The organism is Fibrella musci, from assembly GCF_041321105.1.
Taxonomy (GTDB): domain Bacteria; phylum Bacteroidota; class Bacteroidia; order Cytophagales; family Spirosomataceae; genus Fibrella; species Fibrella musci.
Genome location: NZ_JBGGWD010000007.1, coordinates 100,736 through 114,067 on the forward strand (window position 1 = coordinate 100,736; position 13,332 = coordinate 114,067).

At 55.6% G+C, this 13,332-nt stretch carries 10 protein-coding genes; 2 read left to right on the top strand and 8 right to left on the bottom strand.

The window, feature by feature from the left end; translation table 11 throughout:
* Positions 1-65: 65 nt before the first annotated feature.
* From hslV to ACAW74_RS22425, 5 genes are all read right to left on the bottom strand, one after another.
* Entirely contained in the window at positions 66-608 is a 543-nt protein-coding gene (hslV, locus tag ACAW74_RS22405; RefSeq protein WP_370700472.1) for an ATP-dependent protease subunit HslV, read from the bottom strand.
* Positions 609-713: 105 nt separating this feature from the next.
* Positions 714-2,477 carry a pyruvate dehydrogenase complex dihydrolipoamide acetyltransferase gene (locus ACAW74_RS22410; protein WP_370700473.1) on the bottom strand — a complete coding sequence of 588 codons (1,764 nt, stop codon included), beginning with the start codon at positions 2,475-2,477 and terminating at the stop codon, positions 714-716.
* Positions 2,478-2,637: 160 nt separating this feature from the next.
* Complete coding sequence (locus ACAW74_RS22415; RefSeq protein ID WP_370700474.1) at positions 2,638-3,771, bottom strand: lytic transglycosylase domain-containing protein; 1,134 nt, start codon at positions 3,769-3,771, stop codon at positions 2,638-2,640.
* 270 nt (positions 3,772-4,041) lie between these two features.
* Positions 4,042-4,356, bottom strand: a complete 315-nt coding sequence (locus ACAW74_RS22420; protein WP_370700475.1) for a hypothetical protein — start codon at positions 4,354-4,356, stop codon at positions 4,042-4,044.
* A 62-nt stretch (positions 4,357-4,418) separates the two neighbouring features.
* Positions 4,419-5,057 carry a DUF4126 domain-containing protein gene (locus ACAW74_RS22425; protein WP_370700476.1) on the bottom strand — a complete coding sequence of 213 codons (639 nt, stop codon included), beginning with the start codon at positions 5,055-5,057 and terminating at the stop codon, positions 4,419-4,421.
* Between the two features lie 167 nt (positions 5,058-5,224).
* On the opposite strand from ACAW74_RS22425, the gene ACAW74_RS22430 reads away from it, so the two are divergent.
* Complete coding sequence (locus tag ACAW74_RS22430; RefSeq protein WP_370700477.1) at positions 5,225-7,006, top strand: ABC transporter ATP-binding protein; 1,782 nt, start codon at positions 5,225-5,227, stop codon at positions 7,004-7,006.
* 117 nt (positions 7,007-7,123) lie between these two features.
* On the opposite strand, the gene ACAW74_RS22435 is transcribed toward ACAW74_RS22430, so the two are convergent.
* The 3 genes from ACAW74_RS22435 to ACAW74_RS22445 form a co-directional block, all read right to left on the bottom strand.
* Complete coding sequence (locus ACAW74_RS22435) at positions 7,124-7,423, bottom strand: 2TM domain-containing protein (RefSeq protein ID WP_370700478.1); 300 nt, start codon at positions 7,421-7,423, stop codon at positions 7,124-7,126.
* A 125-nt stretch (positions 7,424-7,548) separates the two neighbouring features.
* Entirely contained in the window at positions 7,549-7,896 is a 348-nt protein-coding gene (locus tag ACAW74_RS22440) for a hypothetical protein (RefSeq protein WP_370700479.1), read from the bottom strand.
* 115 nt (positions 7,897-8,011) lie between these two features.
* Positions 8,012-10,570 (bottom strand): penicillin-binding protein 1A, encoded by a 2,559-nt coding sequence (locus ACAW74_RS22445; protein ID WP_370700480.1) that lies wholly within the window; start codon positions 10,568-10,570, stop codon positions 8,012-8,014.
* Positions 10,571-10,858: 288 nt separating this feature from the next.
* Between ACAW74_RS22445 and ACAW74_RS22450 the strand changes: the two genes are divergently transcribed.
* Positions 10,859-13,318, top strand: coding sequence for a TonB-dependent receptor domain-containing protein (locus tag ACAW74_RS22450; RefSeq protein ID WP_370700481.1), 2,460 nt, complete (start codon positions 10,859-10,861; stop codon positions 13,316-13,318).
* Positions 13,319-13,332: the final 14 nt, after the last annotated feature.

Here is a 13,332-nt window from a genome sequence, read left to right on the forward strand (position 1 = left end):
CAGAAAAGAATCAGACGCGTTGAGTACTGCTGAGTAGTTGCAATGTTACCAGATTTCACTGAATACTAATTGCCTATTTGCTCAACAATAAGATTGTGATTCGTATAGATACAAATGTCGGCGGCAATGTGCAGGCTCTCACTGACCATATCGACGGCATTGAGGTGAGACGCGTGCTTTTTGAGCGCCAGCGCTGCCGACTGTGCATAGACACCACCCGACCCGATGGCGGCAACGTCTTGGTCGGGTTCGAGTACGTCGCCCGTACCCGAAATAATGAGCAGATCGTCGGCCGAAGCCACGATCATCATCGCCTCCAGCTTGCGCAAAAAGCGGTCGGTTCGCCAGTCTTTCGCCAGTTCGATGGCCGCCCGGCGCAAGTTGTTATTATAGTTACTGAGCTTTTCCTCAAACCGCTCTATGAGCGTAAAGGCATCGGCCGTTGACCCGGCAAAACCAGCCAGTACCTTACCGCCCGCCAACCGGCGTATTTTCTTAACGTTGCTTTTGGCCACTGTGTTGCCCATGGTTGCCTGTCCATCAGCGCCCAGCGCCACTTGTCCGTTGTGCCGAATGCCGACAACGGTCGTTGCGTGAATGGGTGTCATTCTTTTTCGTTCAATGTTTAAAGCCCAACGTCCAAAGTTGGGACACAGGTTCGCTCTGTGAAGCAACTTTGGACGTTGGGCTTTACACGTTAAATGTAGCAGGCACTACACCAGCATTTTCATCGGGTCTTCCAGGAAGCCTTTCATCGTTTGCAGGAAGGCGGCACCGGTAGCTCCATCGACAACGCGGTGGTCGCACGACAGCGTTACTTTCATGATGTTGACCGGCTTCGGCGTTTCGCCCTCAAACACAACGCTCTGCTTGATGGCGCCAACCGCCAGAATGCACGAATCGGGCGGGTTGATGATCGCCGTAAATTCGTCGATGCCAAACATACCCAGGTTCGAGATCGAGAAGGTGCTGCCCTCCCAGTCTTTGGGTTGAAGCTTTTTGTCTTTGGCCTTGCCAGCCATTTCTTTCACCTCACCGGCAATGGTCGACAGCGTTTTCTGATCGGCGTTACGCACCACCGGCACGAGCAGCCCTTCGTCGACGGCCACAGCCACCCCGATGTTGACATACTTGTATTTCCGGATTTTATCACCCAGCCACGACGAGTTGACGTTGGGATGCTGTTTCAGCGCCAAAGCAGCCGCCTTGATCACGAAATCGTTGAACGACACCTTGGCCGGTGCAACAGCGTTTACCTGTCCGCGCAGCGCCATTGCCTTGTCCATGTTGATTTCCATGGTCAGGTAGAAGTGCGGGGCGGTGAAGAGGCTCTCGCTCAGGCGGCGGGCAATGGTTTTCCGCATCTGGCTGACCGGTACGTCTTCGTAGTCGCCTTGGGGCGCAGCAGCCTGGGGCTGAGGAGCCGGCGCTGCCGTAGCAGGTGCCTGTGCTGGCTGAGCCTGTGGGGCTGCGGGTTGAGCAGCGGGTGCCGCGGCCGGTTGCGCCGACGTACCTGGCTTGAACGCCTCCACATCGGCCTTCACGATACGCCCTTCGGGGCCAGTGCCGTGTACCTGTTTCAGGTCGATGCCCTTTTGTTCGGCAATGGCTTTAGCCAGCGGCGAGGCCTTCACGCGACCGTTGGCATCGTGCCCGTTTTCGGTACCACCCGCATACGACAGGTCGGTATCGGCGTTGGCAGGTACGTTGGTTTGCGGGTTTTGCTCGGCGGTGGCGTTGCCGCTACCTGCCGATTCAGCCGCAGGGGCTGAGCCGCTGCTTTCAGCACCGCCAATCAGTACTTTAAAGTTGGCTCCTTTTTCGCCGACAACGGCAATGACCGCGTCTACAGCAACCGATTCGCCTTCTTTCACGCCCACATACAGCAGGGTGCCTTCTTCGTAGGCTTCGAGATCCATGGTGGCTTTGTCGGTTTCGACTTCAGCCAGCACATCGCCCGATTTTACGGTATCGCCTTCTTTCTTATGCCATGCCACGATGGTGCCTTCCGTCATGGTATCGCTCATCTTAGGCATCCGAATCACCGACGCGTTCACGTTGGCATCGGCAGCCGGCGCCGCCGAAATGGCTTTGTCGTCAGCCATGTTGGTGTTTACCTGTGTGGTATCGGCGGCCGTGGGGGCGGGCTTGTCGACCGGAGCAATGCTCTCGGTTTTCGGGGCAGGTGCCTCCACGCTGCCACCGCTGCTTCCATTGAGCAGCGACTGGAAATCTTCGCCCTGCTGACCAATCACGGCAATGATGCCATCAACCGGCACCGACTGCCCTTTTTCGATACCAATGTAAAGCAGGGTGCCTTCGTCGTAAGCCTCGAGGTCCATAGTGGCTTTGTCGGTTTCGACTTCGGCCAGCACATCGCCCGATTTCACGGTATCACCTACTTTTTTATGCCACTCAGCAATGACACCCTCAGTCATGGTGTCGCTCATCTTGGGCATTCGGATTAATTCAGCCATAGCTATTCAGGAAGCGTCAATTATCAACAACGTGGAGCCAAAAATAGGGCAAAAAATTAGTTCAAAGTCTAAGGTTCAAGGACCAAAGTTGAGCTACCCACAACCAGGGTGGTCGTGGCCGCTCAACTTTGGCCCTTGAATCTTAGACGTTGAACCCAACTTATACCCACTCCCAGCGGTGGCGGGGGCGGCGACCTGTGCCGGGTACCTGCCGCAGAAAGCGGGGCCGCCGGAACCGCAGTACCATCAGGCCCAGCAGTTTGGGCACCGGAATTCCCTTTTGCTCGCGAGTCAGGTCGGGGGTGCCTGTATCCGTAAAGGGGTCGAGACTGGCGTAGGCAGCACCGGCCAGTAGAATATCGGCCAGTGAGGGAGCCTCCAAAAAGGAATCGCCCTGCCGGGGACCCCAGGCAGGATCTACACGGCCTGCATCCGGCAAATCGGTGTCGGCCCCTACGGCCACTGTCGCCCCTTTCTTTTTCAGACCGGGCAGGGGGGTAAGGTGTTCCGGTAGTGGTCGTGTCAGGTAGGCCAGTACATCCGACGACAGCAACAGCCGGTACGAATGTGGGTTAGACAACAACTCTTTGTAGGCCAGCACCCGGAACAAATATTGGCTGGTTTCGCGATACAGCTTCAGGCTGAAATAGTTATTCTGCCGTTGCTGAATCATCCGCTCCTGCAAGCGGCTCAGCCCACCATTGTAGGCTGCCGCAACGAGCGTCCAAGAGCCCAGCTCGCGGTAAAGATCATGCAGATACCGGCAAACAGCGATGGTCGCCTTTTCCAGGTCATAGCGCTCGTCGATCTCGTCGTTTACAATCAGGCCCAGTTCGCGGGCGGTCTGCGGCATCAGCTGCCAGTACCCCGATGCCCCTTTGGGCGACACGCAGTCGTTGATCAGCTCACTTTCGGCCAGCGGAATGTACCGGAAATCGTACGGAATATTGAACCGCCGCAAAATGGGGTCAATGACGGGAAAAAAGACGGCGGCCCGCTTCCGCAATACATATAATTCTTCGCGTTGGGCCTGGCACTGCATGAGCGTGCGCATCCATTGGCGCGAAATCGACGAGCGGTCGATGGGCACTGCCTCGCCGCAAAAATAGATGGGTACAAACCGACGGGTGGAGTCGGCGTTTAACAGTAATGGCGTATTCAGTTTCTGCGAAACAGCCGGTTGGCTATTTTCCTGCCGAATGGTGTCTGCCGGAGAACCCGGCTCAACAGGAGAGGTAGCAATGGTTGGTTTGGCCAGCGCTATCAGAGCGGATACACTTACGGTTCTAATCAAAGTATGGGTATTTGTTGGTTAACTAAAACTCCCTCGGGCCCAAAGAGGCGGTAGCCCGGTTCACTAGAATCTGTGCAAAAATACTTGATTAATCAACGGCATAAACACCGCCAGCCTAAGAATTATCCTACGGCACCGCCATTTTACATCGGAATAATACAAATATCTAGATAAGCAAAAGCGGTCAGACCACCGCTTACGTGTGATTTGACCGCTTTCCGACGAGCCACCCGACTATCGAATTTTCTTGGAATCGTACTATAAATTACCTTACGCCGAGGTGCGTGCCGTGCTGCCGCCGAGTAAATAATTGTCGTCCTGGTGGTGATCATGCTCGCCGGTAGGGCTGCCTTCTTCATCAACCACTTCATCCTCGTCATTCACATATTCGCGCTCGCCCATCTCGTCGGTTTCTTCGACTGCATCTTCATCATTGACAGTGCCGCCGCTCTGATCGGTTACGTTGTTGGGGTCGAGCCGCCCCACCCGCGACCCTACCAGTTCGGTATCTTCGTGTTGTTGGTTCCGGGCCATCGTGCCGACCACACCCTGGTTCTGATCGGTACCTGCTTCGTAGTTTTCCATAAGGATTGTTTAGCGTTTGATGTTTGACGTTTAACGTTAAACATCAAACGCTAAACCCTCTTTCAATGCTTTCCATTATTACTACGCGGGAACGGGCTGAGGGGCGTACCCGACTGCTGGGTGGTATCGGACTTGGTGAACCGGAGCCGACGTCGGGCCAACAACCGGAAGGCCACGTAGAGCAGTAGGCAAGCAATCAGGACGAAGGCGAACAGTGGCAGAAAGACCGTCAGCAACGAGAGCCCCAGCGAGGCCGCATTTTCGCCAGTAGCCACCACCGGATTGGCTACCCCGCCCGTCGTCATGGCCGAGCCAAGTCGCAACAAACTGGTGCCCGCCTGAATGAGCCCTGCCGAGCCACCACCTAACATCAGCCCCATGCCCCACCGGTAGGTTTCGTCGTTGATGTGCAGAAATGAGGTCGACAGCAACGTACCTGCGATCACGGCCGCCGGCATGGCAATGGTGTCGAGGGCATTGTCGAGCCAGGGAACGTAGTAAGCACCCAGTTCAAAAGCCGATGCCACCGACAAGCCAATGATCGCCTTCCAGCTGCCCAGGAACTCGAAGCCGGGTTGGGGATCAATGTAGCCCAGTTTAGTAGCGAGGGCGGCGATCAGCATGGGCACAAACACGCGGAAACCGCAGCAGGCCGCCAAACCAATGCCTATACAGGCAGCAAAAAGCCATTCGAGGGTCATAGCAGTGAGTTTTTGTATGGTGGTAACTTTCCCAAACGCTTCGCTGTTACGAGAAAGAACGTTTACTGGTTTCTATTTCCGGCTTTCTGGTGCGCTGGCAACGACGATTCGGTCGCCTGCGCGGGGTAATGGTGTAGTAAAAACCGTAGACTGCAAACAGTTTTTTTGTGAGCGACGAACAGAAAAGCGGCGGATCCCCGTCTGGTCAGGTATTTGACGTAACGATTCTAAGCCGATTATACGCGTTTGTACGTCCTTATCAGGGACGCTTTTATTTATTGGTTGCGGTGATTTTGCTGGGAGCAGTATTAGCCCCCATCACCCCCTTGTTGATCAAACAAACCATCGACAACCAGATTGCGGGGGGCGACTATCAGGGCCTCACGCTCATGCTGTCTACGATGGTGGGCGTGCTGGTAGTACAGGCGTTTATCCAGTTTGCCAACGCCTACCTGTCGGGCTGGCTGGGGCAGCACGTCATCCGCGACATCCGGGTGCAGCTCTACGAGAAGATTATTGGTCTACGGCTCAAATTCTTCGATAACACCCCTATCGGTCGGCTGGTTACGCGGACCATTTCCGACATCGAAACGCTGGCCGACGTGTTTAGTGAGGGCATGGCCGCCATTGCGGGCGATATCCTGCAATTGGTGCTCATCATTGCCGTTATGTTTTACACCGACTGGCGGCTGGCGGCCATTAGCCTCTCGATGGTACCGCTGATGCTGTTCAGCACCTACGTTTTCAAGGAGAAGATCAAAGCGTCGTTTAACGAGGTACGTACCGCGGTAGCCAACCTCAATGCCTTTGTGCAGGAGCACATCACCGGCATGAACATCGTCCAGATTTTTAGCAGCGAAAAAATAGAAGCCGCCAAATTCCGGTCCATCAACGATGAGCACCGCAAGGCCAACATCCGCTCGATCTGGTATTACTCGATTTACTTCCCGGTAGCCGATATTCTGTCGGCGGCGGGCACGGGGCTAGTGGTCTGGTATGGTGCCCGCGAGATTCTGAATGAACAGGTGTCCTTCGGGACCGTGACGGCCTTTGTAATGTTCATCAACCTGTTCTTCAGGCCCATCCGGATGCTGGCCGACCGCTTCAATACGCTACAGATGGGCATCGTCAGCGCCGATCGGGTACTGACCCTGCTCGACAGCGACGACTATACGGTCAATAATGGCAGCCTCAAACCCGAAAAGCTACGGGGTGATGTGGCCTTCCGAAATGTCTGGTTTGCCTACAACGACGACAATTACGTGTTGAAAGATATTTCGTTCGACGTGCAGGCGGGCGAGACCATTGCCTTTGTCGGAGCCACGGGCGCGGGCAAATCGTCGATCATCAATCTGCTGAGCCGTTTCTACGATATCAACCGAGGCACCATCACCATCGATGGCGTCGACGTGCACGACTACGACCTGGCCACCCTTCGGCGGCAGATTGGGGTTGTATTGCAAGACGTCTTTCTGTTTTCAGATACCATCGAGAACAACATCACGCTGGGCGATCCACGCATCACGCGGGAGCAGATCATCGAGGCGGCGAAGCTGGTGGGTGTGCACGATTTTATTATGCAGTTGCCAGGCAACTATGACTACAATGTGCAGGAGCGCGGGGCTACGCTGTCGGTAGGGCAGCGACAGTTGATCTCGTTTGTGCGCGCAATGGTGCAAAATCCGCGCATCATCGTGCTCGACGAAGCCACTTCATCGGTCGATACCGAGACGGAAGAGCTGATTCAGGAAGCAATCGGGAAACTAATGAGAGGACGCACAGCCATTGTGATCGCCCACCGACTCAGCACCATTCAGAAAGCCGACCAGATTATTGTGGTCGACAAAGGAGAGATTAAAGAGCAAGGCACCCACGAACAATTGCTTCAGCACGAAGGCTTCTACGCCAACCTCTACCGGATGCAATATAAAGAAGTGGTCGGCGAGTAAACTGCCCTTCGGTTCGTTGTCTTCCGTCCGCAGTTGGACTGCCTCGCCTCATGGCAATTCACGTAGAATGCCTGGATCAGCCCAACAGCGGACGTAAAACAGTGAACTGAGGACAGCCTATTTTTTCCGAGTCAACTTCTGATACTCCCGCTCTACGGGATCATTGGCGCTATTGATTCGGTAAACACTCAGGTAGTGCGATAGCAGCCCAAACCCCCAGCCCAGACTCATAAAGAGCGGCCAAGGAAAGCGCATGCCGGGGCGCGATGAGGCAAACGCCAGCACCAGGTACGTTAGCCAGGCCAGGCCGTTGACAAATAGATAACCCCAGAGGTGCTGTTTGAACGCCACGCGTTTGTTCGCAATTTCCCAGAGGTAGGGATCGTAATTGGCAGGCAGGGGTGTCGGGGAGCTCATAGTCTTAGCGGTTTATTGCGGAGTTGATGCGTCAAAAGTAGCGGCCCCAGCCAGCCACCGCCCGCCTTTTCCGATAAACCCCTGACCACCTACGACAAACGCCGTTTTTTCAGCCATCAACTGGGTCAATCCGTCAGCTTTTGGGCTTCGTCGGCTTCGCTCGCACCGGTTGTACCCTCTGTTTTTACTTTCTGCTCCTCGCCCACCGTGGGAGCCACCGGCGGAGCGCCAGCAATACCAGTGCCACTTCCGTCGATAGCGTAAGCCAGGGCGTTGGCCAGGTCGTCCATCGGCGTTTCTTCGCCCGCTTTGGGTTTCTCGATGCCCGACGGATTCACGTCGTCGGGGCGGGGAGCGTCCTTCTGATCGCTGTTGCCGGTTTGGTCAATGACCTGTTCGTCGGCTTCAGGATCGGTTTCCATACCCGTAGGTACGTTCTTCAATTCATTCGGATCGTCGGCGTAGGGTTCCATAAACAAGTTTGGCGTTTACCGTTTGGTGTTTAACGTTGGCTGACAACAGATCAATCCAACATGAAACGACAAACGCTAAACGCCAAACTACGTTCGGAAACTCTATCCCGCGGCCCTATCGGCCATTGTTTCGGGTGCTATCGGGCGGATCTGGTAGGGTAACCGGTGGTGGCGGCACGAAAAGAGAATCGCCGGTACCGGCGCCATCCAGCCCCTCAGTTCCAGTCGAGTCGGTGCCGAAACCTTCCGACTCGTCATACTCATTTACGCAGTTGTCGTATTCTTTCGAGATATCAACCGTGGCTTTGGGGAAAGGCCCCTGCAAGTTGCGGAATTTGGGGTCGGCATACACTTTTTCGAGGAAACCACCCACCAACGGCAGCGCGGTCTTGGCGCCTTCGCCCAGATCGGTCGATCGGAAGTGGATGCTGCGGTCGTCGCCGCCCACCCAGGCACCCACCACCAGCTTATCCGACACACCGACAAACCAGCCGTCGGAGTTGTTGGAGGTAGTCCCGGTTTTGCCGCCCATCTGATGGTTGTGCTTGAACAGATCGAACGACCACAGGTTCTGCGACGTACCGCCCGGCTCCTGCAAGCCCCCTTGTAGCATGTAGAGCATCAGGTACGCCGATTCGGGTGAGATCGCGGGCCGACGCTCGGCCTTGAACGACTCGATTTCGGTGCCGTTGCGGTCTTCGATGCGCTGCACCAGCATCGGTTTGGTGTATTGCCCTTCATTGACAAACGAGCAGTAAGCCGATACCAGTTCGTAGAGCGACACGTCGTTTGAGCCCAGCCCAATCGAAGGCACGGCGGCGAGCTTACTGGTAATACCCAGTTTGTGGGCATACTCGGCTACGCGTTCCGGCCCGACCATGTCAGTCAGCTGCGCCGTGATGGAATTGACCGAACGGGCGAGGGCGCGGCGCAGTGTCATGTTCGAGTACGTAAAGCCCCCCGTCGAGTTTTTGGGCTCCCAGACTTTCTCTTCGCCGTTTTCGCGGTATGGTTTGCGGAAGGGCTTGTCGCGGATACGGTCGCAGGGCGTCATGTTGAAGGCCGTATCGTCGATGGCCGTGGCATAAACAAACGGCTTGAACGTGGAGCCCGGCTGCCGCTTGCCCTGCTTCACGTGGTCATATTTGAAATAGTCGTAGTCGAGGCCACCCACCCACGCCCGGATATAGCCTGTGTGGGGGTCCATCGCCACCATACCCGCTTGCAGGAAGCGTTTATAATAGGCAATGGAATCGTAGGGAGTCATTTCGGTCCAGTGCGATCCGTTCCAGTCGAAGACCTTCATCTTCTGCTTCTTGACCTTCATGTAATAATCGATCGAATCCGGATAGATCTGGAATCGCTTCACCAGGCCTTTGTAACGCTGCGTACGGCGGGCCACCGAGTCGATAAAGCCGGGTAACTCGTTGCCGTCTTCATCGGTCCAGGGGCTACGACCGCGCCAGTGGTTATCGAACGTCCTTTGCAGCTTCTTCATCTTCTCTTTGACGGCCTCTTCGGCATACTGCTGCATCTTGGAGTCGATGGTCGTATGAATTTTCAACCCGTCGGTATAGAGGTTGTACCCATTGCGGTTACCCCATTCTGTAACGAAATCCACCACGGCGTTTTTGAGGTAACTGGCCGGGCCGGCGTAGGGGTTTTCGGGGGTGTAATCGGTTTTTAGGGGCAGGTCACTGATTGAATCGGCCTCCGCCCTGGTGAGATAGCCATATTTCGCCATCTGCCCAATGACCACGTTGCGGCGCGTCAGGGATTTTTTCGGATTCTTCAGCGGATTATACGACGTGGTCGCTTTCTGCAAGCCTACCAGCACCGCGCCTTCCTGCACATTTAGGCTATCGGGGGCCTTATTGAAAAACGTTTTGGCGGCGGTTTTCAGGCCAAACGAATTCGAGCCAAAATCTACCGTGTTAAGGTAATAGGTCAGAATCTCCTGTTTGGTGAAGTTGTTTTCGAGTCGAATGGCCATCAGCCACTCTTTCGATTTGTAGATCACCTTTCTGAGTACGGGAATACGGTTCAAAAAGCCGTCAGAATCGCGGCGGCGGGTCTTAAACAGGTTTCTGGCCAGCTGCTGGGTGATAGTTGAACCGCCCCCCTCGCGCCCGAAACTGAACACCACCCGGCCAATGGCGCGGGGGTCAATGCCGCCGTGGTCGTAGAAGCGGGCGTCCTCCGTGGCAATCAACGCTTCAATGAGGTGCTTTGGAATATCCGTGTACTCGATAGGTGTCCGGTTTTCGGCGTAGAATTTGGCAATCAGCTGACCATCCAGCGAGTATATCTCGGAGGCCTGATTCAGTTTGGGGTTTCGCAGATCTTCCGGATCAGGCAGGGCGCCGGTAAGCCACAGGAAGTTGGTCTGTAATACAAATACGTACCCAACCAGCACGCCCAGCAAAATGAGGCTATACTTGGCCAGCCCCCGCGCATAGGGGTAGTACCAGCTTTCCGGATCAATGTATTGGTGAACGAAGGCCCGAAACTGATTGCGGCGGGCCATAAGTTTATCTTTCCAGTTTTCGACCCGTTCCTCGCCAACCAAACGCGTAACCCGGCCTCCCAACTGCTGGCGGCGACTGCGAACCCGTTGCCGAAACGCGCCAAAGGCATGCCGGACGGCGCGCAGCCGATCTCTATATTCACTCATGCGATGTTAGTGGACTCTGACTGGTCATGGATCAGTACCAATGACCGTTGCCCAAAGATAACGCAAACTCGCCCGAAAGCGGTAAACAGCACCTATGACAACTTTTACGTAGCGGCTCACGGCTCCGTTTTTTCACCGTGGCCCACTTTATATTTCCCCGCCAACAAGGTCTAAAACGGCTCAAATCATAGGTTGAGCCGTCTCAAATTATCCTGAGTCGAAGCGTAAGGGGCAGCCGTCCACCTTTGAGCCAACAATCGCAAACGCCCCGTCTGGGGCATCTGGCTTATGGCTCGCTTCTACGTGTTTCTGCTTTGTTTGGTCGCCTCGCTGACGGCGTGGGCTCAAACGCCTTCGGGCACTCTTACTGGTCTGGTGCGCAATACCCAACGTCAGCCTGCCGCCTTTGCGGCCCTGAAACTGCTGCGCGCCACCGACTCAACCCTCGTAACCGGCACGGTAGCTGATGAAGCCGGGCATTACCAACTGAGCAACGTACCTGTGGGTGCTTACCGGCTACAGGCGTCGCTGGTTGGCATGACCCAAACCAACAGCGCCCTTATAACGGTACAGGCCGACCAGACAACGCTTGTTGACACCCTGACGCTGGGTACTGACGAGAACACACTGGCCGCCGTGACGGTGCGCGCCCGCAAGGTATACATCGAGCAGCAGGCCGATAAGACGGTGCTGAACGTAGCGACCAACGACGCCGCCCAGAGCAAAACGGCTTATGAACTGCTTCAGCAGGCACCCGGTGTCGTAGTTGACCCCAACGATAACATCCGAATGGCGGGGAAACAGGGCGTCAACGTCTATATCGACGGCAAGCCCGCCAACTTGTCGTCGGCCGACGTAGCCAACCTGCTCCGGGCCACACCCGCCAGCAACATCGCCACAGTTGAGCTGATCACCAACCCGTCGGCGCGGTTCGATGCACAGGGTGGAGCCGGGATTATCAATATCCGGTTCCGGCGCGACAAAAGCCTTGGGCTGAATGGCACGGCATCGGCCAGCTACGGGCAGAGCGACCACCACCGCGCCCTGGCGGCCATAGACCTCAACTACCGAGCCCGCCACCTGAATCTCTATGGCAGCACCAGCCTGAACGATAATTACCAGATCACCAATGTAGCCTACGACCGGTCGGCAGCGGGGGCAGCACTCAGCCAACGTGGATATGACCGCGATGGTACCAGGGCAATTGTGTACAAAGCCGGGGCTGATTATTTCATCGGCACCAACCACACGCTGGGATTGGTTGTATCGGGAAATTCGGCAGCTAACGAATTTGGCACCTATACCACTTCTAACCTGTTCAGCAACGGCGGTCGGCTCGACACTACGCTCATCAATGGCATCAACAACCCAAGCTGGAACAACCGGATCAACTCAGCCTTTAATTACCATTTTGTCGATACGTTGGGGCATGATCTGAACATCGATGCCGACTACACCCGCTTTGGTAACGAATCGCCCAGCCAGATTGGCACCGACTACCGCTCAGCCAGTGGCCAGCCGCTTTTCCGTCGGCAAAGTCGTTTTGATGCCAGCACGACCATCGGCATTCTTACACTGAAAGGGGATTTTATCAAAGAGTGGAAACGCCGCCGTCTGAAACTGGAGACAGGCATAAAACACACCGACGTCTCGACAGACAACGACCTGCTGGCCTTCGTGGGTGGTACGCCTGAAGTAGCCGAACGCCCCGACGCGACCCGCACCAACCGCTTTGCATACCGCGAAATTGTTAGTGCCGCTTATGCCTCACTGAACCGTAACCTAGGCAAATGGACGCTACAGGCGGGCCTTCGGGCCGAGCATTCGACCGTCCGCGGCCGCTCGACCGATCTGCTGGGTAATGTGATTAACCGCCCCGATACTACGTACCTAAACCTGTTTCCAACAGCCTTCGTGCAATATCAGGCCAACGACAAAAGCCAGCTTGGAGTCAACTACGGTCGGCGCATCGGACGGCCTAGCTATCAGGACATGAATCCCTTTATTTATCAGGTCGATCCGTATACGAGTCAACGCGGCAACCCCTATCTGCGACCAACCTACACCCACAATATAGAACTGAGCTACACGTATAAATGGGCAACAACCCTCAAAGTAGCCTATAGCCTCACCGACGACTTTGCCACCGACGTGATCCGGCAGGACGGTATAAGCGGCTACAGCACTGTAGCCAACGTTGGCACCGCCGACGCGCTGAATCTGTCGTTCAGTTCGCCATTGCCTATCACCAAATGGTGGGATACCTATTTCTATGCCGGAGCCACTTGGACACGCTTCCAGGGCAATGTTTTCCCGAACAACGATCCGGCAGGGGCTTTCGACAGACGAGCCTTCGCCTTCGAAGGATACATGCAACACTCGTTTACGCTGTCGAAGCTGATGTCGGCGCAGGTATCAGGCTTCTGGAACGCGCCAACGACCCAAACTATCTACCGCAATGGCGGACTAGGAGCCCTTAACCTGAGCCTGAGCCGGAAAATGATGCACGAACGGGGCAAAGTGTCGCTCACAGCCGATGATGTGCTCAACACTATGCGTTGGCGGCAGTCGGCCACCTTCAACGGCACACCTGGTCAGGCTGAGCGCTTCGAAGTGGCCCGTAAATGGGAGAGCCGCCGCATCACCCTACGGTTCAGCTATCGCTTCGGCAGTAATGACATAAAAGCCGCCCGCGACCGCGAAACCGGCCCCGACGCCAGCCGTATCAAAACAAAGGGAAATTTGTAAAATCAATCCAATAA